Raw genomic sequence first — 24,555 nt, 5'->3', positions numbered from 1 at the left:
CCCGGGGCGGCCTCCGGCCCGACGGTGGCCGGGCGCGTGCCGTCGGCAGCGGCGCCCGTGCTTCGACGGTAGACCTGTGGCGACCCCCGCGTCGACGGCTGGAGCGGGTGAGACGACGGCCGTCCACAGCCCCGACGGTCGTCCACAAACCCGGTGCCGTGGTCCCCGCCGGGTGGCACCATGGCGGCCATGCTCGTGACCCTCGCCGCGACGGCGTCCCCCGGGACGCTCGACGACGCCACCGACCTCGGCTTCCTGCTGCACAAGCACCCGGACCGGGCGCAGGTGTTCGACCTGCCCGTCGGCCGCGCGCACGTCTTCTACCCCGAGGCGACGGCGGAGCGGTGCGAGGTCGCGCTGCTGCTCGAGGTCGACCCGGTGGGGATCGTGCGGAACAAGCGGTTCGGCGGCGGCGACGCGTTCGCGCTCGCGCAGTACGTGAACGACCGCCCGTACGCCGCGTCGTCGATGGTCGCGGTCGCGCTCGGCAAGGTGTTCGCGACGGCGATGAGCGGCCGGTGCGACGCACGACCGGCGCTCGCGGACGCCCCGATCCCGCTCGACGTGCACGTGCCGTCCCTGCCGTGCCGGGGCGGCGCGGACCTCGCGCGCCGGCTGTTCGAGCCGCTGGGGTGGAGCGTCACGGCGACGGCGGAGCCGCTCGACCCGACGGTGCCGTCGTGGGGCGCGTCGCGCCACGTCGACCTGCGCCTGCGCGGTACCCGCCGGCTCGCGGACGCGCTCGCGCAGCTCTACGTGCTGCTGCCCGTGCTCGACGACGCGAAGCACTACTGGGTCTCGACCGACGAGGTGGACAAGCTCGTGCGTGCGGGCGGCGGCTGGCTCGCGGTCCACCCGGAGCGTGCGCAGATCCTGCACCGCTACCTCGCCCACCAGCGCCGCTACGTGGAGGACGCCACCGCGCGTCTCGCCGCGCTCGACGGGGACGCCCCCGAGGAGGGCGCCGCACCCGCCGCCGGCACGCCGGCCGGCGCCGTCGCGTCGTCCGACGTGGGCCCGCAGGGCGCCCTGACGGGGACCGGCGTCGTCACGGCGGGCGACGCCGAGGACACGCCGGAGCCGCCGCTCGCGCGGCAGCGGGCCGACGCGGTGCTCGCGGCCCTGCACGACGCCGGGGCACGGACCGTCGTCGACCTCGGGTGCGGAGAGGGCGCGCTCCTGCGTCGCCTCGCCGCGGACCGGACCTTCACGCGCGTGCTCGGGACCGACGTGTCGGCGCGCGAGCTCGAGCGGGCGGCGGTGCGCCTGCGCCTGCACGAGGCGAGCGACGCCGAGCGGGAGCGGGTGCGGCTCGTGCAGTCGTCGCTCACGTACGTGGACGACCGGGTGGCGGGGTTCGACGCCGCGGTGCTCATGGAGGTCGTCGAGCACGTCGACCCGTCGCGCCTCGACGCGCTCACGGCCGCGGTGCTGGGCCACGCCCGGCCGCGGACCGTCGTCGTGACGACGCCGAACGCCGAGTACAACGTCCACTACCCGAACCTGCTGGACGGCCCCGGCGGCGGGCGCGTGCGCCACCCCGACCACCGGTTCGAGTGGACGCGCGCGGAGCTGCGCGCGTGGGCGGCCGCCGCGGGGGAGCGCTACGGGTACGCGGTCGAGCTGCGCGACGTCGGCCCGCTCGCCCCCGACGTCGGGGCACCCACCCAGATGGCGGTGCTGACCCTCGTTCCGGACGCGGCGTCGCCCGAGACCCCGGCGGCCTCGGCCCCGGCACGGACCACGGAGGAGGCCCGATGACCGGGCAGACGGCCGAGCGCGCGACCTCGCACGCGCCCCCGAGCTCCACGCGCGAGCTGCGCGTGCCTGCGTCGAGCCTCGTGGTGCTCGTCGGCGTGTCCGGCTCGGGGAAGTCGACCTTCGCGCGCGAGCACTTCGGGCCGTACGAGACGGTGTCGTCGGACGTGTGCCGCGGGCTCGTGTCGAACGACGAGAACGACCAGGCGGCCACGCGCGCGGCGTTCGAGGTCCTGGAGACCATCGTGTCCAAGCGGCTGGAGGCGAACCTGCTCACGGTCGTCGACGCGACGAACGTGCAGCGCGAGGCCCGCGGGTCTCTCGTCGCGCTCGCCCGCGCGCACGACGTCCTGCCCGTCGCGATCGTCCTCGACGTGCCGGAGAAGGTGGCGGTGGAGCGGAACGCGGCGCGCTCGGACCGCGGGTTCGGAGCGCACGTCGTGAAGCGCCAGCGCGCGGCGCTGCGGTCGTCGCTGAAGAGCCTCCAGCGCGAGGGCTTCCGCACCGTGCACGTGCTGCGCGGCGAGGACGAGGTGGCAGCGGCCCAGGTCGTGCGCACGCCCCTGCTCACCGACCGTCGCGACGAGCACGGTCCGTTCGACGCGATCGGCGACGTCCACGGCTGCCTCGACGAGCTGGTGGCGCTGCTCGGGGTGCTGGGCTACGCCGTCGTGCGTGACGACGCCGGCCGGCCCGTCGACGCCGCGCACCCCGAGGGCCGACGCGCGATCTTCCTCGGTGACCTCGTCGACCGCGGGCCCGACTCCCCGGGCGTGCTGCGGCTCGCGATGGGCATGGTCCGTGCGGGGCACGCGCTCGCGGTGCCGGGCAACCACGAGCACAAGCTCGTGCGCGCGCTCGGCGGGCGCGACGTGAAGGTCTCCCACGGCCTCGAGACGACGCTCGCCCAGCTCGCCGCGGAGCCCGAGGAGTTCCGGCGCGGGGCCGAGGCCTTCTGCCGCGACCTCGTGTCCCACCTCGTGCTCGACGACGGCCGCCTCGTGGTCGCGCACGCCGGGCTCAAGGAGTCCTACCAGGGCCGCGCGTCGGGCCGCGTGCGCAGCTTCGCGCTGTACGGCGACACCACGGGCGAGACCGACGAGTTCGGCCTGCCCGTGCGCTACCCGTGGGCCGACGACTACCGCGGACGCGCCATGGTCCTCTACGGGCACACGCCCACGCCCGAGGTCGAGTGGGTCAACGGCACGATGTGCCTCGACACCGGGTGCGTCTTCGGCGGGAAGCTGTCCGCGCTGCGCTACCCCGAGAAGGAGGTCGTGCAGGTGCCCGCCGCGCGCGAGTACTACGCGCCCGCGCGCCCCTTCCTGCCCGACGGCGCGTCCCGTCCCGGATCGCCCGCGCGCGAGGACCACCTGCTGAGCGTCACCGACGTGCTCGGGCGCCGCGGCGTCGAGACGGCGACGCACGGGCGCGTGACCGTGGGCGAGGAGCAGGCGGCGGGGGCGCTCGAGGTGATGAGCCGGTTCGCCGTCGACCCGCGCCTGCTGCTCCACCTGCCGCCGACGATGAGCCCGGTCGCGACCTCGACGCTGCCCGGGCTGCTCGAGCACCCCGATGGCGCGTTCGCCGCGTACGCGCGCGACGGCGTCGACCGCGTGGTGTGCGAGGAGAAGCACATGGGGTCGCGCGCCGTCCTGCTCGTCGCGCGCGACTCGGGGCCGGGCGGCTCCCGCGTCGTGGCGGAGCGGTTCGGCATCGAGGCGCCCGGCGCCGTCCACACCCGCACCGGGCGGTCGTTCCTCGACGGCCCGACGACGGAGCTCCTCCTCGCGCGGGTCGCCGCGGCCCTCGACGCGGCCGGGACGTGGGACGCGCTCGGTGCCGACTGGGTCCTGCTCGACGCCGAGGTCCTGCCGTGGTCGCTCAAGGCCGACCAGCTCCTGCGCGACCAGTACGCGAGCGTCGGCGCGGCCGCGCGCGCCGTCATGCCCGCGGCGCTCGCGGCCCTCGCCGCGGCGGAGGCGCGGGGCGTCGACGTGGGCGAGCTGCGCCGTCGGACGGCGCGGCGCGCGACCGACGCCGAGCTCTTCGTCGAGGCGTACCGGCGCTACCGCTGGGACACAGGCGCGGTCGGCGACGGTGGGGGCGGCGGCGCCGACCCGCTGCACGGCGTCCAGGTCGCGCCGTTCCAGGTGCTCGCGAGCGGGACAGCAGGGCGACCGGGCTCGCCGGAGGTCACGGGGGCGACGTACGCCGGCCGTGACCACCTGTGGCACCTCGGCGTCGCGGACGCGCTCGTCGCCGCGGACCCGGCGCTGTTCCGGGCGACGCGGCGCGTGGTCGTGGACCTCGCCGACGAGGCGTCGCGCGCCGAGGGCACGGCGTGGTGGGAGGAGCTGACGGCAGCCGGGGGAGAGGGGATGGTCGTCAAGCCGCTCGCCAACCTCGTGCGGCGACAGGGGGTGCCGGGCAAGGACGGCGGGCTCGTCCAGCCCGGCCTCAAGGTCCGCGGCCGTGAGTACCTGCGCATCATCTACGGACCCGAGTACACCGAGGAGCGCAACCTCGAGCGCCTCCGCGAGCGGTCGCTGGGGCGCAAGCGCTCGCTCGCGCTGCGGGAGTACGCGCTCGGTCTGGAGGCGCTGGACCGGGTCGCGCGCGGCGAGCCGACGTGGCGCGTCCACGAACCGGTGTTCGCGGTGCTGGCGCTGGAGTCGGAGCCGGTCGACCCGCGGCTCTGAGGCGCCTCGGCCGCGCTGCGGGCGTCGTGGGGGCAGGGGTGGGTCAGCCGCCGAGGAACGCCTTCATCGCGAGGGTCGAGAAGAGCACGGCTCCTGCGGCCACGGCCAGCGCGACGACCCAGCCGTTCGCCCGCTCGACCGGGGGGACGGCGGGCCGACGCGCGGGGGCCGCGCCCCGCCGTCGGGCCCGGGACGCGCGGCGCGCGGTGAAGCGCAGGCCGCGCGCTGCCGCGCGGGCGGACGGCTGCTCGGGTGCGCCGTCGTGGGCGGGGAACGCGGTGTCCCGGGCGGGGGTGGGGGTCACGGTGCGCCTCCGGAGGTTGGCCGGCGCCGCTGACCGGCGCCGTACCGACAGTCTGTCCCGCGGCGCACCCCGGGCGCGTCGCCCGTCCGGTGGATTCTGCGGCCCGCCGGGGTGCGACCTCCGGATGACGCGCGCGTGGTCCTCGTGGCCCGCGAGGTGCACGCTCTCGCACCGCCGACCGCACGGGCGACCCCACGGCCGACCGCGCGACGGCCCGCACGAGCGACCGCCCGGCGGTCAGCGCGGGGCGTTCTCCTGGTACCGGGGCCGCCCGCCCCGGGCGGCGCGCTGCAGGTAGCGGACCTCGCGCAGCGCGACGGCCGCCGCGACCACCAGCGGGACCCACGCCCAGACGCGGCCGCGCAGCACCAGCACGAGGCACACGACCGCGACGACGATCCCGCCGAGCACGGTCGCGACGCTCGCCCAGCGCACGCCGGTCCGGACGTCGTCGGCCCGCTGCCACCAGCGGCGCAGCCGCTCGCCGAGGCCGGGGCGGGGCGCCGGCCCCGGGCTGACGCTCATGCGCGGCCCTCGCGCGTGAGGGCGACGCCCTCGATGCTGCGGACAGCCATGCGGAGCGCGTCGGCGCGCGAGATCTCGCCGTCGTCGGCCATGGACCACGCGTTGAAGAGCATCCACCACAGCGTGCGGACGATCCACGCCACGCTGAGCTGATCGTCGACGACGCCGGCCTCCTGCCCGCGGCGCAGCAGCTCCCGCACCGGCTCCTCGGCCTGCTCGGACTCGGCCCAGAACGCGGACTCGGCGTCGGCGAGCTCGGTGAACAGCACCATGTACCAGGGGCCGAGGTCGAAGTACTCGAAGGCGAGGCGGCGCAGCGCCGAGGCCGGGGGCCCGTCGTCGAGCCGCGCGGCGGCGATCGCCGCGCGCGTGCGCTCGACGGTCTCGGCGCCGATCGCCTCGACGAGGTCGGCGCGCTCGGGGAAGTAGCGGTGGAGGGTCGTGCGGCCCACCTGGGCGGCCTGCGCGACGTCGCCGAGCGACGCGGACTTGTCCGTGCTGAGCACCGAGACGGCCGCGTCGAGGATCGCGCGCCGGGTTCGGGTGCGGGTGCCGCTCGTGGGCGGCGCGTCGGGTGCCGCTCCGGAGGGCGTGGCCGCGGCGGTGCTCCGCGCGCTCGTTCGTGCCGTCACGCGGCCCACGATAGCCCGCGCCGTGACGGAACGCCGCTTGTCACGGATGGAACACTCATGTTCCACTAGGGGCGTCGAGCGCTCCGGCGCGCGACCGCCCGCGCCGCGTCAACGACGGTTGACACGAGAGAGGATGTCAACCATGGTTGACGACATGTCCCCGACCGCCACCACGCCCGAGGCCCCGCCCGCTCCTCGCGACGCCACCCCGCGGGGCCCGTTCCTCCCGCGCCTCGCGGTGCTGTGGCAGTTCGTCCGCCCGCACCGCCGCACCCTGCTGCTCGGCCTCGTGCTCGGTCTCGGGACGACGGCCGCCACCCTCGCGACGCCGATGGTGACCAAGTGGGTGCTCGACACGCTCGGCACGGGGGAGTCGCTGACCCCGGCCGTGCTCACGCTCGTCGGGCTGCTCGTCGTCGGGCTCGTGCTCGGGCTGTGGCAGTGGGTCCTGCTCGGCACGCTCGCCGAGCGCGTGGTGCTCGACGCGCGGTCGTCCATGGTGCGGCGCTTCTTCCGCGCGCGGATCGGCGCGCTCACCGGCCGCCCGACGGGCGAGCTCGTCACGCGTGTCACGTCCGACACGGTGCTGCTGCGCGAGGCGGCGTCGTCGAGCCTGGTCAACCTCGTGAACCTGGCGGTGTCCCTGGTCGGGACGGTCGTCCTCATGGGCGTGCTCGACCTCGTCCTGCTCGGCACGACGCTCGCGGCGATCGTCGTCATCGGCGTCCTCGTGGGCGCGCTCATGCCCCGCATCGCGAAGGCGCAGGAGAAGGCGCAGGAGTCGCTCGGCAGCCTGGGCGGCACGCTCGAGGGCGGGCTGCGCGCGATCCGCACCATCAAGGCGAGCCGCGCGGAGGGCCGCCAGATCGACCGGGTGCTCGACGACGCGCAGGACTCCGCGCGCCACAGCGTGCGGGCCGTGCGGACCGAGGCGGTCGCCTGGAGCATCGCCGGGGGCGGCATCCAGCTCGCGATCATCGTCATCCTCGCGCTCGGCGCCTGGCGCGTGGACCAGGGGCTCCTGGCCGTGTCGAGCCTCGTCGCGTTCCTGCTCTACGCGTTCCAGATCGTCGAGCCCGTCACGGGGCTGACCATGAACGTCACCCAGCTCCAGGCAGGCATCGCGGCCGCGGGGCGGATCCGCGAGGTCCAGGCCATCGAGCCGGAGGAGGACGACGACCCCGCCGCGCGTCGCCCGGCCGGGGCGGGCGCGGCGTCGGGCACGGCGGCCCCGCACGACGCGCCGCGGCTGTCGCTGCGCGGCGTCACCGCGCGCTACCTGCCGGGCGGCGAGCCCGTGGTGCGCGACCTCGACCTCGACGTGCCCTCGCGCGGGCAGGTCGCGATCGTCGGCCCGTCCGGGGCGGGCAAGACCACGACCTTCTCGCTCCTGCTGCGCTTCCTGCAGCCCGAGTCGGGGCGGATCCTCCTCGACGGCGTGCCCTACGACGACCTGACGTTCGACGACGTGCGGCGCCGCTTCGCGTACGTCGAGCAGGAGACCCCCGTCGTGCCGGGCACCATCCGCGAGAACCTGCGCCTCTCGGACCCCGCCGCGACGGAGGAGGCGATGTGGGCGGCGCTCGCGCAGGTGCGGCTCGACGCCAAGGTGCGCTCGCTGCCCGACGGCCTCGACACGTCGCTCGTCGGGACGACCGTCTCGGGCGGCGAGCGCCAGCGCGTCGCCCTCGCGCGCGCCGTCCTGCACGCGCCCGACGTGCTGCTCCTCGACGAGGCCACCGCCCAGGTCGACGGGCTCACCGAGGCCGCCGTGCACGCCGTCATCGAGGACCTGGCCCGCGACCGCGCCGTCGTGACCATCGCGCACCGCCTGTCCACGGTGATCGACGCCGACGTCATCCTCGTCATGGAGGACGGCCGCGTCCGCGCGCGCGGCACGCACCCCCAGCTCCTCGCGACCGACGAGCTCTACCGCGAGCTCGTCGCCGCCCTCCGCATCGCCACCGAGGAGGCTCCCGCACCGCGTTGACCCGGGTGCGGCGATGAGTTCCGCGCCCGCCCGCGGTCGGACGTGTCGTCAGGACGGACGACGGCGGCCGCGGCGCACGCGGGTAGCGGAGGGTGAGGACGGCATGGGGAACGTGACGTGCGACGTGGCGGTGTCGGTGGACGGGTACTCCTCGCGCCCCGACCAGACGCTGGAGCACCCGTTCGGCGCGGGCGTGGACCTGCACCGGTGGATGGTCGAGACCGCCGACGAGAACGCGGCCGAGATCGCCGCGATCGTCGACGCGGGGGCGTTCGTCATGGGCAGGAACATGTTCACGCCCGGGCGAGGGGAGTGGGACCCGGACTGGCAGGGCTGGTGGGGCCCGGAGCCGCCGTACCACGCGCCGGTGTTCGTGCTCACGCACCACCCGCGCGAACCGCTCGTCCTGGAGGGCGGGACGACGTTCTTCTTCGTCACCGACGGCGTCGAGTCAGCGGTCGCGCAGGCGCGGGAGGCCGCGGGGGACCGGGACGTCGCGATCGCGGGCGGGGCCGCGACCATCAACCAGGTGATCATGGCGGGGCTGCTCGACGAGCTCCGGCTGCACGTCGTGCCCCAGGTCCTCGGCCACGGCGACCGCGTGCTCGACGGCGTCCCGCCCCTCGCGCTCGAGACCGTCGCCGTGCGGGCGGCGTCCCAGGTGACCCACGTGACCTACCGGGTGCGGGGGCCGCTCGGCTGATGCGCCCCGGCAGGAGGCTCTCCCGGCGGGAGCCTCAGCCGAGCACGGCGAGGAGGAGCGGCGCCGCGACGACCAGCACGACCACCGACCCGAGCACGACGACCCGCCGCCACGGCCCGACGTCGTCCCGCGCCCGGCGCTCGCGCGTCCGGTCGGTCCACGCCGCGCCGTCGTACCAGCGCTCGCTCCCCGAGCCCGGTGCGTCCGCGTACCACCCCGCCGGTGCCTTGCGCACGTCGCCTCCTCGCGTCCCGGTCCGGTGAGCCCTCGCACGAGATGTGTCGCGGGCCCTCTGTCTCTGACACGCAGCGACCCCCCGAGAGGTTCCACCCGCGCGGGAGGACGTGCCGGAGGTCCGGCACACTGTGCGCGTGGAGAACACTCCCGAGGCGTGACGGCCTGTGCCCTACAGCCCGGCGACCTGCGCGGCGCCGTCGGTCGCGATCTGCTCGAACACGCGCTCGTCGCCCGCGAACTGGGTGCCCGGGATGGGCCGGTGGACGACGATCTCCGTGATGCCGGCCTCCGCGTACCCGCGCGCCGTCTCGACGAACGCGTCGACCGACTCCAGCGCGGGGTCGGGCGTGAAGCCCGTGAGCAGGATGCGCTCCACCGACCCCGGGTCGCGACCGGCGTCGCGGCACGCGGTCTCGAGCCGCTCCACCTGGTCGCGGACGGCGGCCCGCGACTGCGCCGGGGTCGCGTCGTCCCCGAGGCGGCCGTCGCCCGTCGTCACCCACGCCTCCCCGTAGCGCGCGGCCAGCCGCAGCCCGCGCGGGCCGGTCGCGGCGATGGCGAACGGCACCCGGGGCGACTGGACCGGCCCGGGGATGGTCCGCGCCTCGTGCGCCCGGTAGTGACCCTCGTCGTGCGTGACGGCGGGCTCGGTGAGCAGGCGGTCGAGCAGGATCGTGAAGTCGCGCAGCCGGTCGGCGCGCTCCCGGGCCGACCACGGCTCGCCGCCGAGGACCGTCGCGTCGAAGCCTGTCGTCCCCGCGCCCAGGCCGACGGTCACGCGCCCGCCCGACAGGTCGTCGAGCGTCATGACGTCCTTCGCGAACGTCACCGGCTCGCGGAAGTTCGGCGACGACACGAGCGTGCCCAGCCGCACCCGCTCCGTGACGCCCGCCGCGGCGGCGAGCGTCGGGACCGCGCCGAACCACGGGCCGTCGCGGAACGACCGCCACGACAGGTGGTCGTACGTGTAGGCGGCGTGGAACCCGAGGTCGTCGGCGGACCGCCACACGTCCCGGCCCTCGCGCCACGGGTAGATCGGCAGGATCACGGTGCTCACGCGCATGGTCGCCAGCCTAGGGACAGCGGCCCACGCTGTCCGCCTGCCGGGTGTATCGCAGGAACGGCGTGGTCGTCCCCTCCGGGCACAGGTCGACGTCCGTGGCGAGCGCCCGGCCCGTCTGCGCGAGGAAGCGGCAGACCGCGTCGAGGGTGTGCTGGTCGTGGATCTCCCGGGCGTCGACGTCGAAGGCGATCTCGTCGTCGGGCCACAGGAACAGGTTGACGGAGACGCCGGGGGCGGGGCGGACGAAGACCGTCGGGAGCGCGTGGTCCGCGGCGCGGTGGAGTGCGCCACCGTCCCATGGCCGGCCGTCCCGCTCGACGGACCAGCCGAGCGCGCGGTACCGCTCGACGAGCCGCGCGCCGTCGGACGCCCGGCTGCCGCGCACGGAGCCGTCCGGCAGGCGCCCGTCGACGCTCTCGTCGAAGAACCTCGCGACGTCACGCCAGAGGATGCGCACGCGGCGAGGCTAGCGGGCGCAGGTGACGTGCCCCGTCTACCGTGGCGAGGTGATCCAGCACACCGTCGCCTTCCGCCTCGTCCACCCCGCCGGCAGCGCGGAGGAGGCCGAGTTCCTCGGCACTGCCCGCGCGACGCTCACCGGGGTCCCGGGCGTCCGGGACTTCACCGTCTCGCGCCAGGTGAGCCCGAAGAGCCCGCTGACGTTCCAGTTCTCCATGGTGTTCGACGACGACGCCGCGTACGCCGCGTACGACGCCCACCCGGACCACCGCCGCTTCGTCGCCGAGCGGTGGGTCCCCGAGGTCGCGGAGTTCCAGGAGCTCGACCTCGTCCCTCTCGCGGACTGACCGCACCGCCTTCGCGGAGCGGGCGTCGTGCGGGCGGGGGCGGGCGCACGGTGTGGCAGGGTGACGGCATGACCCAGATCGACCTGCGCATCTTCACCGAGCCCCAGCAGGGCGCGTCGTACGACGACCTCCTCGCTGTCGCGAAGGCCACCGAGGACCTCGGTTTCGACGCCTTCTTCCGCTCCGACCACTACCTCGTCATGGGCGACGGCGACGGGCTGCCCGGCCCGACCGACGCCTGGACGACGCTCGCCGGCCTCGCCCGCGAGACGAGCCGCATCCGGCTCGGCACGCTCGTGTCGTCGGCGACGTTCCGCCACCCCGGCGTGCTCGCGATCCAGGTCGCGCAGGTCGACCAGATGTCGGGCGGCCGCGTCGAGCTCGGCCTCGGCGCGGGCTGGTACGCCCGCGAGCACGAGGCGTACGGCATCCCGTTCCCGGAGAAGCGGTTCGGGATCCTCGAGGAGCAGCTCGCGGTGATCACCGGGCTGTGGGAGACGCCGGTCGGCGAGACGTTCTCGTTCAGCGGCGAGCACTACACGCTCACGGACTCCCCGGCCCTGCCGAAGCCCGCGCAGGAGCGCGTCCCGGTGATCGTCGGCGGCCACGGGCCCCGGCGCACCCCGGCGCTCGCGGCCCGGTACGCCAGCGAGTTCAACGCGGCGTTCCCCGACCCGGGCGTCCTGCCCGACCGGTTCGAGAACGTGCGCGCCGCGTGCCTCGACGCCGACCGCGACCCCGACTCGCTCGTGTACTCGGCGGCGTTCGTCGTCGCGGTGGGCAAGGACGAGGCGGAGTTCCGCCGTCGGGCCGACGCGATCGGGCGCGAGCCCGACGAGGTCCGCCGCAACGGCCTGGCCGGCACGGTCGGCGAGGTCGCGGACAAGATCGCGGCCGCCGCGGAGCAGGGCGCGACGCGCTTCTACCTCCAGGTGCTCGACCTGCACGACCTCGACCACCTGGAGCTCATCGCGAGCGAGGTCGTGCCGCAGCTGCCGTGACGCCCGTGCCCACGGGTCGCCCCGGAAACACCGCCGTGACGTCGGGCCACTACCCTGCACCGGGGGTTTTTTCACACGGGCTTCACGGACGGGAGAGACATGAGCGCCATCGGGTGGCGGTTGCACGGTGACGGGAAGACGGTCCGACCGGGGGACGTCGTCGACCCGGACGAGCGTCTGACCTGGCCGCGGACCATCGGGATCGGGATGCAGCACGTCGTCGCCATGTTCGGCGCGACGTTCCTCGTGCCGCTCCTCACGGGCTTCTCGCCCGCGACGACGCTGTTCTTCTCGGCGATCGGCACGGTCGGGTTCCTGCTCATCACGCGGAACCGCCTCCCGAGCTACCTCGGGTCGAGCTTCGCGTTCATCGCGCCGATCGGTGCGGCGACCGCGTCCCAGGGCCAGTCGGTCGCGGTCGGCGGGATCCTCGTCACGGGCCTCGTGCTCGCGGCCGTCGGCCTCCTGGTCCACGTCGCGGGCGCGCGGTGGATCGACGTCGTCATGCCGCCGATCGTCACGGGCACGATCGTCGCGCTCATCGGGCTCAACCTCGCCCCGGCGGCGTGGGGCAACTTCCAGCAGGCGCCGGTCACGGCCGTCGTCACGCTCGCCGCGATCATCCTCGTGAGCGTCCTGTTCAAGGGGATCCTCGGGCGGTTGTCGATCCTCGTCGGCGTGGTCGTCGGCTACGTCGTGGCCGTGATCCAGGGCGAGGTGTCGTTCGACGAGGTGCGCAAGGCTGCCTGGGTCGGGCTCCCGGAGTTCGTCACGCCGACGTTCGACATCGCCGTGCTCGGCCTGTTCATCCCGGTCGTGCTCGTGCTCATCGCGGAGAACGTCGGGCACGTGAAGTCGGTGGCGGCGATGACGGGCAAGAACCTCGACGACCTCACCGGCCGCGCGCTCTTCGCCGACGGCCTCGCGACGACGTTCGCGGGGGTCGGCGGCGGCTCCGGCACGACGACCTACGCCGAGAACATCGGCGTCATGGCCGCGACGCGCGTCTACTCGACCGCGGCGTATTGGGTCGCGGCGGCGACCGCGCTGGTGCTCTCCCTGTCGCCGAAGTTCGGCGCGCTCATCGCGACGATCCCGGTCGGCGTCCTGGGCGGTGCCGCGACGATGCTCTACGGGATGATCGGCATCCTCGGCGCGCGCATCTGGGTGCAGAACAAGGTCGACTTCTCCGACCCGGTCAACCTCACGACCGCGGCCGTGCCGCTCGTCGTCGGCATCGCCAACTTCACGTGGGTCGTGGGCGACCTGACGTTCGAGGGGATCGCGCTGGGCACCGCCGCGGCGCTCGTGATCTACCACGTGATGCGGAACCTCTCGCGGTGGCGCGGCACGACGCAGGAGCCCGCGAGCCCGGCGTCGGCCCCCGGGGGCGACGAGCCCGCCGTCCACGAGACGGTCGAGGACGCCCGCTGACGCGACGCGCGGGAGCGGCCTCCTCGGAGGTTCCACGGAGACGACGGCCCGGCAGGCGTGAGCCCGCCGGGCCGTCGGCTAGAGGCGCAGGCCCAGGACGAGGCCCTCGGCGACGTCGAGCCGGGTGAAGCCGAGGTGCTCGTAGAAGCCGATCGCGGACGCGTTGTCCTCCGCCACGCCGAGGTGCACCCCGGGCGACCCGGCGGCGCGGAGCGCGTCGAAGAGCACCTCCATGAGGCGGCGGCCGTTGCCGCCGCCCTGGGCGGACGGCAGCAGGTCGACGTGCAGGTGCGACGGGTAGTCGCCGAGCACGGACGGGTCCGTGCGGTGCGGGCGGTGGATCTGCTCGACGAGCGCCTCGTCGCGCGACGCCGCGGGGAAGCTCCCGAGGGGGTAGCGCTCCCGCAGCGGCGGCCACCACTCGCGCTCGCACCGGTCCTCGAACGCGGCGGTGTCGCGGGCGCCGAGCACGTAGCCGGCGGCGACGCCGTCGGCCTCGACGACGGACGCCAGGCCCGGCTCGAGCGCGAGGTACGCGCCGAGATAGACCTCGCCGAGCAGGCGCTGGTCGGCGTAGAGCCCGCTCGCGTCGGCGCCGGACGCACCGGTCCGCAGGCAGATCTCGTACAGGCGGTCGACCTCGGCGGGGTCGGTGGTCCGGGCGGGCCGGAGGGGCAGGGTGCTCATGGGTACCGTTCGGCGGTCAGGGTGCCCGGCGGGCGCCGGGCCGGGACGTGCTAGCTAGCCCTCGGCGGGGGGCACGGGCAGCGGGCGGGGCGTGATCTCCTCGATCGGGACGCACCCCGTACGGCTCTCGAGCGGGACGTCGCCGGACAGGCCGACGAGCTCCGGGTCCACGATGTTCTCGAAGTCGGCGCCCACGTAGAGGTCGACCGTCGCGTCCCCGCGCGCGTCGAGCACGAGGCCAGGGTTCTCGTAGTGCGCAGCGAGGGTGTACGCCTGCGCGATGCCCGCGGCACCGAAGTGGATCTGCGTGCGCGACACGACGTCGGACTTCCCGTCGCCGTCGAGGTCCGGGGCGTTGCCCGTCGAGAGCACCGCGAACCCGCGCGACGTGAGGATGTCCTGGTTGAGCCGACCCAGCGGGTCGTCCTTGCCGGACGCGTTGTAGACGTTGACCTGGATCTCGCCGGTGGCGACGGGCAGGGTGCCGTCCGCGAGGCAGGGGACCTTGACCCCCGCGAGGTCGTCGACGGGCTCGGGGGAGGACAGCTCCCGGTCGAACGGCGCCTCGATCGCGCCGGTGTACACGGCGAGGGCGCCGATCCCGACGACGGCGAGCGCCGCGATGAGCAGCCCGAACACGACTGCCTGGCGCTCGTGCATGCGCCGGCGGCGGACGGCGCGCGCGGTGTCGGGGCGGAGTGTCACGCCAGCAACCTACCGGACCGGCCGCTCATCGCAGCGTCAGCACGCGCGCGTGCAGGATCGCCCGCTGCTGCAGCGCGGCGCGGACGGCGCGGTGCAGGCCGTCCTCCAGGTAGAGGACGCCGTCGAACTCGACCACGTGCGCGAACAGGTCGCCGAAGAACGTGGAGTCCTCGGCGAGGAGCGCGTCGAGGTCGAGCGTGCGCTTGGTGGTGACGAGCTCGTCGAGGCGCACCTGACGCGGGGGCACCTCCGCCCAGTCGCGGGCGGTGACCCGGCCGTGGTCCGGGTAGGGGCGCCCGTCGCCGACGGCCTTGAAGATCATGCGGGACATCCTAGGTGCCCGACGGCGGCCGCCGCCCCCGATGGCGGGGCGTCGGTCACGCACTCGTCACGAACTCCCCACGGGAACCGACGGGCTCGTCCGCGACCGCCCGGACCGACGGCCGACCGTCAGGAGATCGTTAGCGTCGCGCCCCGGCCCGTATGGGTCCCGTGAGGACGGGCTCCGCCGTCCCGGAGCGGGTGTTCGATCGTCGTCGGCGCCCCGTCCGGTGGGTGCCCGGCCGCCCGACAGGGGGCCGTCGGTCTCGACCTGGGGACGTCTCGTGCTCGACATCGTCTACGTGCTCGGCGTGATCGCCGTGTTCGTGCTGGTCGCCGGAATCGGGAAGGCGGTGGAGAAGCTGTGATCATGCTCGAGCTCCTCGCCGCGGCTCTCGGTGCGGCGGCGATCGTGTATCTCGTGGTGGCGCTCGTGAGACCGGAGCGCTTCTGATGACCTGGATCTTCGCGCTCCTCGCGCTCGGGACCGTCGCCCTGGTCCTCGCGGCGCTCTACCGCCCGCTGGGCGACCACATGGCGCGGGTCTACTCCTCGCCGAAGGACTGGCGGGTGGAGCGGGGCCTGTACCGCGTCCTGGGCGTCGACCCCCGCTCCGAGCAGACGTGGCCCGCCTACCTGCGCAGCATCCTCGCGTTCTCGGCCGTGGGCCTCGTGCTGCTCTACCTGCTCCAGCGCACGCAGCAGTGGCTGCCGTACTCGCTCGGGCTGCCCGCGCCCTCGGAGCACCTCGCCTTCAACACGGCCGCGTCGTTCGTGGGCAACACGAACTGGCAGTCGTACTCGCCGGAGCAGACGCTCGGCTACACCGTGCAGCTCGCCGGGCTCGCGGTGCAGAACTTCGTGTCCGCGGCGGTCGGCATGGCGGTCGCCGTCGCGCTCGTGCGGGGCTTCGCGTACCGCCGGGTCGGCACGATCGGCAACTTCTGGGTGGACCTCGTGCGCGGGTGCCTGCGCATCCTGCTCCCGATCTCCCTCGTCGGCGCGGTCGTGCTGCTGGTCGGCGGCGTCGTGCAGAACTTCGACGGCTTCACGCAGGTCACGACCCTCGCGGGCGGCACCCAGAGCGTGCCGGGCGGGCCGGTGGCCTCGCAGGAGGTCATCAAGCTGCTCGGCACGAACGGCGGCGGGTTCTTCAACGTGAACTCGGCGCACCCGTTCGAGAACCCGTCGGCGTGGACGAACGTCGTCGAGGTCCTGCTCATGCTCGTCATCCCGTTCTCCCTGCCGCGCACGTTCGGCCGGATGGTCGGCGACGACCGCCAGGGCTACGCGATCCTCGCGACGATGGGCGTGCTCTTCGTGGCGTCGTTCGTCGCCCTGACCGCGCTGGAGTCCGCCGGGAACGGCACCGCGCCGCAGCTCGCCGGGGGCGCGATGGAGGGCAAGGAGGCGCGGTTCGGGGTCATCGGCTCGACCCTCTTCGCCACGACGAGCACCACGACGTCGACCGGCGCGGTCAACTCCATGCACGACTCCTACACGGCGCTGGGCGGGATGCTCCCGCTGCTCAACATGATGCTCGGCGAGGTCGCCCCGGGCGGCGTCGGCTCCGGGCTGTACGGGATGCTCGTGCTCGCCGTCATCGCGGTCTTCATCGCGGGCCTGCTGGTCGGTCGCACGCCGGAGTACCTGGGGAAGAAGATCGGGCCGCGCGAGATCAAGCTCGCGAGCCTCTACATCCTCGTGACGCCGACGCTCGTGCTCGTCGGCACGGCCCTGAGCTTCGCGATCCCGCCCGTGCGCGAGAGCGTCGAGACGGTGTCGATCTGGAACCCCGGCGTGCACGGCACGACCGAGGTGCTGTACGCCTTCACGTCCGCGGCCAACAACAACGGGTCGGCGTTCGCGGGTCTCACCGCGAACACCCCGTGGCTCAACACCGCGCTCGGGGCCGCGATCCTGCTCGGCCGGTTCGTGCCGATCGCCCTCGTCCTCGCGCTCGCGGGCTCGCTCGCGCAGCAGGACAAGGTGCCCGCGACCGTCGGCACGCTGCCGACCCACCGCCCCCAGTTCGTGGGGCTCCTGATCGGCGTGGTGGTCCTCCTCACCGCGCTCACGTACTTCCCCGTTCTCGCGCTGGGCCCCCTGGCTGAAGGGCTGCTGTAACCCATGTCCACGCTCACCCACCCGTCCCCGCGCACCGTGCACCAGCCGGCCGCGACCACCGGCGGCCTCTTCACCTGGTCGCAGGTGCGCCAGGCGCTGCCCGGCGCGTTCCGCAAGCTCGACCCGCGCCAGATGTGGCGCAACCCCGTGATGTTCCTCGTCTGGGTCGGGGCCGCGCTCACCACCCTGATCGCGGTCGTCGAGCCGTTCCTCGGCGGCCCGGAGGAGTCGGGCGGCACGCCCGTCCCCGGGTCCTTCACCGCGGTCATCGCCGTGTTCCTCTGGCTCACGGTCCTGTTCGCCAACCTCGCGGAGTCGGTCGCCGAGGGCCGCGGCAAGGCCCAGGCCGACTCGTTGCGCCGGACCCGCACCGCGACCGTCGCGCACCGGGTCGCCGCGTACGACGAGACGGGCGACCCCGGCGCCCTGCGCGCCCGCGCGGTCGAGGTGTCCTCGGCCGACCTGCGGCTGGGGGACGTCGTCGTCGTCGAGGCGGGGGAGCTGGTCCCCGGCGACGGCGAGATCGTCTGGGGCATCGCGTCGGTCGACGAGTCCGCGATCACGGGCGAGTCCGCACCGGTGATCCGCGAGTCGGGCGGCGACCGGTCCGCCGTCACCGGCGGCACGCGCGTCCTGTCGGACCGCATCGTCGTGCGCGTCACCTCGATGCCGGGCGAGACGTTCGTCGACCGGATGATCGCGCTCGTCGAGGGCGCGAGCCGGCAGCGCACGCCGAACGAGATCGCGCTGAGCATCCTCCTCGCGTCGCTGTCGATCGTGTTCGTCGTGGTCGCCCTCACGCTCAACCCCGTCGCGTCGTACGCGGCGAGCCCGGTGAGCGTCGCGGTGCTGGTCGCGCTCCTCGTCTGCCTCATCCCGACGACGATCGGCGCGCTGCTCTCGGCGATCGGCATCGCGGGGATGGACCGCCTCGTGCAGCGCAACGTGCTCGCGATGTCCGGCCGCGCGGTCGAGGCGGCGGGCGACGTCACGACCCTCCTGCTCGACAAGACGGGCACCATCACCTACGGCAACCGGCAGGCCGCGCGGTTCGTCGCGCTGCGCGACGTCGACGAGCGCGAGCTCGTCCGGGCCGCCGCGCTGTCGTCCCTCGCGGACCCGACGCCGGAGGGCACGTCGATCGTCGAGCTCGCGCGCCGCGGGGGCCTCGACGTCGGGCCGACCGCGCCGGGCGAGATCGTGCCGTTCACGGCGCAGACCCGGATGTCGGGGCTCGACGAGCCGGACGGGACCCAGATCCGCAAGGGCGCCGGCTCCGCCGTGACGGCGTGGGTCGAGCAGGGCGGCGAGCGGGCGGCGTCGAGCGTGCTCGCGGAGCTCGACGACGTCGTGGAGGAGGTCGCGCAGTCGGGCGGCACGCCGCTCGTCGTCGCGGTGCGGACGCCGGACGGCGTGAGCCGCGTGCTCGGCGTCGTCCACCTCAAGGACGTCGTCAAGGAGGGCATCGCGGACCGCTTCGCCGAGCTGCGGTCGATGGGCATCCGCACCGTGATGATCACGGGCGACAACCCGCTCACCGCCGCCGCGATCGCGCAGGAGGCCGGCGTCGACGACTTCCTGGCCGAGGCCACGCCCGAGGACAAGCTCGCGCTCATCCGCGCCGAGCAGGAGGGCGGCAACCTCGTCGCCATGACGGGCGACGGCACGAACGACGCGCCCGCCCTGGCGCAGGCCGACGTGGGCGTCGCGATGAACTCCGGCACGTCGGCCGCGAAGGAGGCCGGCAACATGGTCGACCTCGACTCCGACCCGACGAAGCTCATCGACGTCGTGCGCATCGGCAAGCAGCTCCTCATCACGCGCGGGGCGCTCACCACGTTCTCGATCGCCAACGACGTCGCGAAGTACTTCGCGATCATCCCCGCGATGTTCATGGGCGTGTTCCCCGGCCTCGAGGTGCTCAACGTCATGGGCCTCAGCTCGCCGTCGTCGGCGGTGCTGTCGGCGATCGTCTTCAACGCGATCGTCATCGTGCTGCTCATCCCGCTCGCGCTGCGCGGCGTGCGGTACCGGCCCGCCGACGCCTCGACGATCCTCGGGCGGAACCTGCTCGTCTACGGCGTCGGCGGCCTCGTGGCCCCGTTCGTCGGCATCTGGCTCATCGACCTCGTCGTGCGCCTCCTTCCCGGCTACTGACCCGTACGACGACCAGGAGAACCCCCATGAACACCACGGCACGCAGCACCGGGCGGGTCGTCTGGGTCGCGACCCGGGCGATGCTCGTCCTCACCCTCCTCCTCGGCGTCGGGTACACGCTCGTCGTCACGGGCGTCGGGCAGCTCGTCCTGCCCGCGCGCGCCGACGGCTCGCTCGTGCACGACGGCGCGGGCCGGGTCGTCGGGTCGGCCCTGCTCGGGCAGGCGTTCACCGACGCCGACGGCGACCCCCTGCCCGAGTACTTCCAGCCCCGGCCGTCGGCCGCGGGCGACGGGTACGACGCCGCGGCGTCGTCGGGCTCGAACCTCGGTCCCGAGAACGAGGACCTCGTCGCCGCGATCACGGAGCGGCGCGCCCAGGTCGCGGAGCTCGAGGGCATCGACCCGGCCGACGTCCCCGTGGACGCGCTCACGGCCTCGGGCTCCGGGCTCGACCCTCACATCAGCCCGGCCTACGCCGCCGTCCAGGTCGACCGCGTCGCGGCGGCGCGCGGTCTGACCACCGCGCAGGTCGAGGAGCTCGTCGCGCGGCACACTGGGGGGCGTGCGCTGGGGTACCTCGGCGAGCCGACGGTGAACGTGCTCGAGCTCAACGTCGACCTGGACCGGATCGGAGGCTGAGCATGGCGCGCGGACGGCTGCGGGTCCTCCTCGGCGCGGCGCCCGGCGTCGGGAAGACCTACGCCATGCTCGAGGAGGGCCGCCGTCTGCGCGACGAGGGCCGGGACGTCGTGGTCGCGGTCGTGGAGACCCACGGCCGCGCCGCGACGGCGGCCATGGCGGAGGGCCTCGAGGTGGTGCCGCGCGTCCGCGTGACCCACCGGGGCGTCGCGCTCACGGACCTCGACCTGGACGCCGTCCTCGCGCGGCGCCCGGACGTCGCGCTCGTCGACGAGCTCGCGCACACGAACGCGCCGGGCCTCGCCCACGAGAAGCGCTGGCAGGACGTCGACCGGCTGCTCGACGCCGGGATCGACGTCATCTCGACCGTCAACATCCAGCACATCGAGTCGCTCAACGACGTGGTCGAGAAGATCACGGGCGCCGTGCAGCGCGAGACGATCCCCGACGCCGTCCTGCGCGGCGCCGACCAGATCGAGGTCGTCGACCTCGCGCCCCAGGCGCTGCGCGACCGCCTCGCGGGCGGGTACGTGTACCCGGCCGAGCGCGTCGACGCGGCGCTGTCGAACTACTTCCGCCTCGGCAATCTCACCGCGCTGCGCGAGCTCGCGCTGCTCTGGCTCGCCGACGAGGTCGACGCGGCGCTCCAGCTCTACCGGACCGAGCACGGGATCGACAGCACCTGGGAGGCGCGGGAGCGCGTCGTCGTGACGCTCACGGGCGGCCCGGAGGGGGAGACGCTCGTGCGGCGCGGCGCCCGGATCGCCGCGCGGTCGGCGGGCGGCCAGCTCCTCGCGGTGCACGTCACGACGCAGGACGGCCTGCGCGACGCGGCCCCCGGCGCGCTCGCGCACCAGCGCGCGCTCGTCGAGCAGCTCGGCGGGACGTACCACCAGGTCGTGGGCGACGACGTCCCCACCGCGCTCGTCGAGTTCGCCAAGGGCGTCAACGCCACGCAGCTCGTCATCGGGGTCTCGCGCCGGGGCAGGCTCGCGTCGGCCCTCAGCGGCCCCGGCATCGGCGCGACGGTCACGCGCGAGGCGGGCAACATCGACGTCCACATCGTCAACCACGCCGCCGCCGGGGGAGGGGCACGCCTGCCCCGCTCGGGCGGCGCGCTCACCCTGCGGCGTCGCGTCGCGGGGTTCGTCCTCGCGCTCGTCGGCGGACCGCTGCTCACCTGGCTCCTCGTCACGGCGCGCGACGAGGACACGCTCGTGACCGACGTCCTGGCGTACCAGCTGCTCGTCGTCGTCGTCGCGCTCGTCGGGGGCGTCTGGCCCGCGGTCTACGCCGCGGTCCTGTCGGGCGTCACGCTCGACTACTTCTTCGTCGAGCCCCTGCACACGATCACCGTGGGCGAGCGGTTCCACCTCGTGGCCCTCGTCCTGTACGTCGTCATCGCCGTCCTCGTGAGCGTCGTCGTCGACCGCGCGGCGCGCACGACGCGCGCGGCCCGGCGGGCGGCCGCGGAGTCCGAGGTGCTCGCCACGGTCGCGGGCAGCGTCCTGCGCGGGCAGGACGCCGTGCAGGCCCTCGTGAGCCGGGCGCGCGAGGCGTTCGGCATGGTGGGGGCGCGGCTCGTCGTCTCCGGGACGGAGCTCGCGGCCGACGGCGACCCGGGGCCGGGCACGCCCAGCACGACGGTGCGCGTGGACGACCGGGCGGACCTCGAGCTGTTCGGGCCGGACCTCGCCGCGTCCGAGCGGCGCCTGCTCAACGTCATCGCGGTCCAGCTCGAGGCCGCGCTCGAGCACAGCGACCTCGCCGAGGTCGCGAGCGAGATGGACCAGCTCGCCGAGTCCGACCGCGTGCGCAGCGCGCTGCTGTCGGCGCTGAGCCACGACCTGCGCCGACCGCTGAGCGCCGCGACCGCCGCCGTGAGCGGCCTGCGCTCGACGCGCGGCGCGCTCAGCCCCGCCGACCGGGACGAGCTGCTCGCGACCGCCGACGAGAGCCTCGGCGCGCTCGGCACGCTCATCACCGACCTGCTCGACGTCAGCCGGCTGGAGGCGGGCGTCCTCGGGGTGTCGCGCACCGAGGTCGAGCCGGCCGACGTCGTGCTGCCCGCGCTCGACGAGCTCGGTCTCGGGCCCGCCCAGGTGGAGCTCGACCTCGAGCTCGACGTCCCCGCGGTCGTCGCCGACCCGGTGCTGCTCCAGCGCGTGCTCGTCAACCTGCTCGCCAACGCGACCCGGCACTCGCCGCCGGGCGAGCGTGTGCGGATCTCGACGAGCGCGTTCGGGGGGTCGGTCGAGATCCGCGTCGTCGACCACGGCCCGGGCATCCCGCCCGAGCGGCGCGAGGACGTGTTCGTGCCGTTCCAGCGCCTCGGCGACACCGACAACACGACCGGCCTCGGGCTCGGCCTCGCGCTGTCGAAGGGGTTCGTCGAGGGCATGGGCGGCACGCTCACCCCCGAGGACACCCCCGGCGGAGGGCTCACCATGGTCGTGGCCCTGCCCGCCGCGGGCCCGACGCCCCACCCCGACGCACCGGAGACCAGCGCGCCATGAAGATCCTCATCGCCGACGACGACCCGCAGATCCTGCGCGCCCTGCGCATCACCCTCACCGCGCAGGGCTACGAGATCATCACGGCGACCTCGGGCTCGCAGGCGATCGCGCGCGCGATCGACCACCGGCCCGACGTCCTCATGCTCGACCTCGGCATGCCCGAGCTCGACGGCCTCGACGTGATCCACGCCGTCCGAGGCTGGTCGGACGCCCCGATCCTCGTGGTGTCCGGGCGCACGGGTGCCGCCGACAAGGTCGAGGCCCTCGACGCGGGTGCCGACGACTACGTCACGAAGCCGTTCTCCATCGAGGAGCTGCTCGCCCGCATCCGTGCGCTCACGCGCCGCGTCGCGCACGAGGACTCCGCCCCGGTCGTCGTGCTGGGCGACGTGACGGTCGACCTGTCGGCCCACAGCGTCGTGCGCGTGCGCGACGGCCAGACCGAGCAGGTGCGGCTCACCCCGACGGAGTGGCAGGTGCTGGAGCGGCTCGTCCGCAACCCGGGCAAGCTCGTCACGCGGCAGACGCTGCTCACGGAGATCTGGGGCTCCCAGCACGTGAGCGACACGGGCTACCTGCGCCTGTACGTCGCGCAGCTCCGCAAGAAGCTCGAGCCGGAGCCTGCGGCCCCGCGCTACCTGCTCACCGAGGCGGGCATGGGCTACCGCTTCGAGCCGGACCCCGGGGCGCCGACCGCGGCGTCCTGAGGGCCGTCCGCGGGCGGCTTCCCGACGGGCGGCGACCACGCCCGTCGGGAGGCCGTGAGGATCCGGGCGCGGGCCGTGTGCGTTCCGTCAGGCCCGGTTCCCGCCCCCGCCGCGCGCGGTAGACCGGAGTCATGACTCTCGTGCACACCGCGTTCTCCGCCCGGCTCGCCGCGCTGCGCGGCGCTCCCTCGTCGGCCTGGCCGGGCGGCACCGTCCTCGCCCCGCACGACGTGCTCGTCGACGGGACGAGCCTCGCCGCCTGCGCCCGGCTGCGCGCGACCCCGACCGTCCACGTGCCCGCGAGCGCCGACCCGGGCCGCGTCGGGCGGCTGTGGGAGGCGTCGCCGCGGTGCGTCGTGCTCGCCGGGGTGGAGGACGTCGTCCCGCGCCTCGGGGGCCACCACCGGCAGGTGTGGCTCGACGCCGACCTCGACGCGTGCGGCGCGGCGGTCGAGGAGGCCCGGCTCGTCGGACGCGTCTCGGCGGCACCCCTGCGCCGCTTCACCGTGCACCCCGCCCCGGGCCGCGCCGGGGGCGGGGTGCGGCTCCCGGAGGACCTGCGGCGTGGGGACGTCGTCGCGGTCCCGTGCCCCGGCGTCGTCCACGAGCGCGAGCTCCGGCGCTGAGCGGGAGCCGCGGGCCGTGAGGGGACCGCTACGGTGTCACGGGGCCCGCGGCGTCGTCGACGAGGCGCGCGAGCTCGCGCACGACCGCACCCGGCAGGGCCGGAGGGAAGAGCAGCGCGCGCTGCCGCTCGCCCGCCCGCCAGCCGTCGCACGCGAGCGCAGCGAGCACGAGGGACGACGGCGCGCCCTCCTCCCGCCACGCGCGCAGCACGTCCGCGTGGACGGTGTGCTGGCCCTCGGGCACGTCGTCGCGCGCCACCCCGCCGAGGGCGTAGAGGCGCAGGAGCGCCGCCGCCTTGCGCGAGTCGTCGAGCGCCGCGACGGACGCCGCGACCGCGGCGCGCGACGGGTCGAGCCGCAGCGGCGAGAGGTCGTCGAACCCGGACTGCACGACCTCGATCGCGACGTCGTCGACCAGCGTCTCGGCGTCCCCGAACATCGACCGCAGGGTCGACTCGCTGCGGTCGCACCGCCGCGCGACCGCGGCGAAGGTGACGTTCTCGACCCCCTCCTCGAGCGCGACACGCAGCACCGCGTCCACGAGCGGGCGCTCGTCGTCGCGGAACGGGTCCTCGTCGAGCTCGACGTCGCGGAACACGACGGCGCGCGCGGGCGGCCGGACGTCGGCGTACCGGGAGAGGTCGTCGACCAGCTCGTCCCACTCCGTCTCGGTGAACCGGTACGCGTCCTGGTACAGGCCCAGCCACGTGCCCTCGAGCGCGAGGGCCGCGACCCACGTGCGCGGCTCGCGGGCTCCGGCACCCTCGGTCGGCTCCCGCGTGGGGATCGCGTCGACCCACTCGTGCAGGGTGGCCCTGGCCGAGCGCGTCGCGTCGCTCCGGTCGGGCGTGGACATGACCGTCACCTCCGTGGTCGGAAAAGGTGGATCGAGCCTAGCCGGAGCCCACGACGG

General features: G+C 74.8%; 25 protein-coding genes. 15 read left to right on the top strand and 10 right to left on the bottom strand.

The window, feature by feature from the left end; genetic code table 11:
- The first annotated feature begins 189 nt into the window (after window positions 1–189).
- Together GWJ10_RS17250 and GWJ10_RS17245 are read left to right on the top strand one after the other, a co-directional pair.
- A complete protein-coding gene (locus GWJ10_RS17250) occupies window positions 190–1,761 on the top strand; it encodes a 3' terminal RNA ribose 2'-O-methyltransferase Hen1 (protein WP_163188693.1) in 1,572 nt (523 codons plus the stop codon).
- Window positions 1,758–4,460: a polynucleotide kinase-phosphatase gene (locus tag GWJ10_RS17245; protein ID WP_163188692.1), complete on the top strand. Its 2,703-nt coding sequence runs from the start codon at window positions 1,758–1,760 to the stop codon at window positions 4,458–4,460. The genes GWJ10_RS17250 and GWJ10_RS17245 overlap by 4 nt, the downstream gene beginning before the upstream one ends.
- Window positions 4,461–4,503: 43 nt before the next feature.
- Here GWJ10_RS17245 and GWJ10_RS17240 read toward each other — a convergent pair whose 3' ends face one another.
- The 3 genes from GWJ10_RS17240 to GWJ10_RS17230 form a co-directional block, all read right to left on the bottom strand.
- Window positions 4,504–4,764 (bottom strand): hypothetical protein, encoded by a 261-nt coding sequence (locus GWJ10_RS17240; protein ID WP_061268988.1) that lies wholly within the window; start codon window positions 4,762–4,764, stop codon window positions 4,504–4,506.
- Window positions 4,765–5,001: 237 nt separating this feature from the next.
- On the bottom strand, window positions 5,002–5,289 hold the full coding sequence (locus tag GWJ10_RS17235) for a hypothetical protein (RefSeq protein WP_137280772.1): 288 nt from the start codon (window positions 5,287–5,289) through the stop codon (window positions 5,002–5,004).
- Window positions 5,286–5,921 carry a TetR/AcrR family transcriptional regulator gene (locus GWJ10_RS17230; RefSeq protein WP_163188691.1) on the bottom strand — a complete coding sequence of 212 codons (636 nt, stop codon included), beginning with the start codon at window positions 5,919–5,921 and terminating at the stop codon, window positions 5,286–5,288. The genes GWJ10_RS17235 and GWJ10_RS17230 overlap by 4 nt, the downstream gene beginning before the upstream one ends.
- Before the next feature lie 142 nt (window positions 5,922–6,063).
- On the opposite strand from GWJ10_RS17230, the gene GWJ10_RS17225 reads away from it, so the two are divergent.
- A complete protein-coding gene (locus GWJ10_RS17225; RefSeq protein ID WP_241005876.1) occupies window positions 6,064–7,911 on the top strand; it encodes an ABC transporter ATP-binding protein in 1,848 nt (615 codons plus the stop codon).
- 103 nt (window positions 7,912–8,014) lie between these two features.
- Window positions 8,015–8,614, top strand: a complete 600-nt coding sequence (locus GWJ10_RS17220) for a dihydrofolate reductase family protein (RefSeq protein ID WP_163188690.1) — start codon at window positions 8,015–8,017, stop codon at window positions 8,612–8,614.
- Between the two features lie 34 nt (window positions 8,615–8,648).
- On the opposite strand, the gene GWJ10_RS17215 is transcribed toward GWJ10_RS17220, so the two are convergent.
- From GWJ10_RS17215 to GWJ10_RS17205, 3 genes are all read right to left on the bottom strand, one after another.
- Window positions 8,649–8,849, bottom strand: a complete 201-nt coding sequence (locus GWJ10_RS17215) for a DUF2510 domain-containing protein (protein WP_021482786.1) — start codon at window positions 8,847–8,849, stop codon at window positions 8,649–8,651.
- 171 nt (window positions 8,850–9,020) lie between these two features.
- The gene (locus tag GWJ10_RS17210; RefSeq protein ID WP_163188689.1) at window positions 9,021–9,914 is read right to left on the bottom strand and encodes an LLM class flavin-dependent oxidoreductase; all 894 of its coding nucleotides are present in this window, start codon (window positions 9,912–9,914) and stop codon (window positions 9,021–9,023) included.
- Between the two features lie 10 nt (window positions 9,915–9,924).
- Window positions 9,925–10,371 (bottom strand): hypothetical protein, encoded by a 447-nt coding sequence (locus tag GWJ10_RS17205; RefSeq protein ID WP_163188688.1) that lies wholly within the window; start codon window positions 10,369–10,371, stop codon window positions 9,925–9,927.
- 49 nt (window positions 10,372–10,420) lie between these two features.
- Here GWJ10_RS17205 and GWJ10_RS17200 point away from each other — a divergent pair, with 49 nt between their 5' ends.
- The 3 genes from GWJ10_RS17200 (at window position 10,421) to GWJ10_RS17190 (ending at window position 13,155) form a co-directional block, all read left to right on the top strand.
- A complete protein-coding gene (locus tag GWJ10_RS17200) occupies window positions 10,421–10,720 on the top strand; it encodes a Dabb family protein (RefSeq protein WP_163188687.1) in 300 nt (99 codons plus the stop codon).
- A gap of 77 nt (window positions 10,721–10,797) precedes the next feature.
- A complete protein-coding gene (locus GWJ10_RS17195; RefSeq protein WP_163188720.1) occupies window positions 10,798–11,721 on the top strand; it encodes an LLM class F420-dependent oxidoreductase in 924 nt (307 codons plus the stop codon).
- 99 nt (window positions 11,722–11,820) lie between these two features.
- Window positions 11,821–13,155, top strand: a complete 1,335-nt coding sequence (locus GWJ10_RS17190) for a solute carrier family 23 protein (protein WP_163188686.1) — start codon at window positions 11,821–11,823, stop codon at window positions 13,153–13,155.
- A gap of 78 nt (window positions 13,156–13,233) precedes the next feature.
- On the opposite strand, the gene GWJ10_RS17185 is transcribed toward GWJ10_RS17190, so the two are convergent.
- Genes GWJ10_RS17185 through GWJ10_RS17175 form a run of 3 tightly spaced genes read right to left on the bottom strand, consistent with a single transcriptional unit; the run spans window position 13,234 to window position 14,869 of the window.
- On the bottom strand, window positions 13,234–13,842 hold the full coding sequence (locus GWJ10_RS17185; protein WP_163188685.1) for a GNAT family N-acetyltransferase: 609 nt from the start codon (window positions 13,840–13,842) through the stop codon (window positions 13,234–13,236).
- 54 nt (window positions 13,843–13,896) lie between these two features.
- Window positions 13,897–14,547, bottom strand: a complete 651-nt coding sequence (locus GWJ10_RS17180) for a LytR C-terminal domain-containing protein (protein WP_061268978.1) — start codon at window positions 14,545–14,547, stop codon at window positions 13,897–13,899.
- 25 nt (window positions 14,548–14,572) lie between these two features.
- Window positions 14,573–14,869, bottom strand: coding sequence for a type II toxin-antitoxin system VapB family antitoxin (locus GWJ10_RS17175; RefSeq protein WP_021480409.1), 297 nt, complete (start codon window positions 14,867–14,869; stop codon window positions 14,573–14,575).
- 229 nt (window positions 14,870–15,098) lie between these two features.
- Here GWJ10_RS17175 and GWJ10_RS17170 point away from each other — a divergent pair, with 229 nt between their 5' ends.
- From GWJ10_RS17170 to GWJ10_RS17135, 8 genes are all read left to right on the top strand, one after another.
- Window positions 15,099–15,236 carry a hypothetical protein gene (locus GWJ10_RS17170; RefSeq protein WP_163188684.1) on the top strand — a complete coding sequence of 46 codons (138 nt, stop codon included), beginning with the start codon at window positions 15,099–15,101 and terminating at the stop codon, window positions 15,234–15,236.
- A 2-nt stretch (window positions 15,237–15,238) separates the two neighbouring features.
- Window positions 15,239–15,322 carry a potassium-transporting ATPase subunit F gene (locus tag GWJ10_RS17165; protein ID WP_206158428.1) on the top strand — a complete coding sequence of 28 codons (84 nt, stop codon included), beginning with the start codon at window positions 15,239–15,241 and terminating at the stop codon, window positions 15,320–15,322.
- A complete protein-coding gene (gene kdpA / locus GWJ10_RS17160) occupies window positions 15,322–16,995 on the top strand; it encodes a potassium-transporting ATPase subunit KdpA (RefSeq protein WP_163188682.1) in 1,674 nt (557 codons plus the stop codon). The genes GWJ10_RS17165 and kdpA overlap by 1 nt, the downstream gene beginning before the upstream one ends.
- A gap of 3 nt (window positions 16,996–16,998) precedes the next feature.
- The gene (gene kdpB / locus GWJ10_RS17155) at window positions 16,999–19,152 is read left to right on the top strand and encodes a potassium-transporting ATPase subunit KdpB (protein WP_061268975.1); all 2,154 of its coding nucleotides are present in this window, start codon (window positions 16,999–17,001) and stop codon (window positions 19,150–19,152) included.
- Between the two features lie 26 nt (window positions 19,153–19,178).
- Window positions 19,179–19,793: a potassium-transporting ATPase subunit KdpC gene (kdpC, locus tag GWJ10_RS17150; protein ID WP_061268974.1), complete on the top strand. Its 615-nt coding sequence runs from the start codon at window positions 19,179–19,181 to the stop codon at window positions 19,791–19,793.
- Window positions 19,794–19,795: 2 nt separating this feature from the next.
- Window positions 19,796–22,309, top strand: a complete 2,514-nt coding sequence (locus GWJ10_RS17145; RefSeq protein WP_163188681.1) for an ATP-binding protein — start codon at window positions 19,796–19,798, stop codon at window positions 22,307–22,309.
- Window positions 22,306–23,016: a response regulator transcription factor gene (locus GWJ10_RS17140; protein ID WP_021483553.1), complete on the top strand. Its 711-nt coding sequence runs from the start codon at window positions 22,306–22,308 to the stop codon at window positions 23,014–23,016. Before GWJ10_RS17145 ends, GWJ10_RS17140 begins: the two co-directional genes overlap by 4 nt.
- A gap of 131 nt (window positions 23,017–23,147) precedes the next feature.
- Complete coding sequence (locus GWJ10_RS17135) at window positions 23,148–23,642, top strand: hypothetical protein (RefSeq protein WP_163188680.1); 495 nt, start codon at window positions 23,148–23,150, stop codon at window positions 23,640–23,642.
- Between the two features lie 28 nt (window positions 23,643–23,670).
- Here the strand turns inward: GWJ10_RS17135 and GWJ10_RS17130 are convergent, their stop codons facing one another.
- Window positions 23,671–24,498: a hypothetical protein gene (locus GWJ10_RS17130; RefSeq protein WP_061268970.1), complete on the bottom strand. Its 828-nt coding sequence runs from the start codon at window positions 24,496–24,498 to the stop codon at window positions 23,671–23,673.
- Window positions 24,499–24,555 lie beyond the last annotated feature (57 nt).

The sequence above is a fragment of the Cellulosimicrobium sp. SL-1 genome (assembly GCF_011033075.1).
Taxonomy (GTDB): domain Bacteria; phylum Actinomycetota; class Actinomycetes; order Actinomycetales; family Cellulomonadaceae; genus Cellulosimicrobium; species Cellulosimicrobium funkei.
Note: the sequence above shows the minus strand (reverse complement) of the source record. Positions and strands in the feature narration are given on the sequence as shown.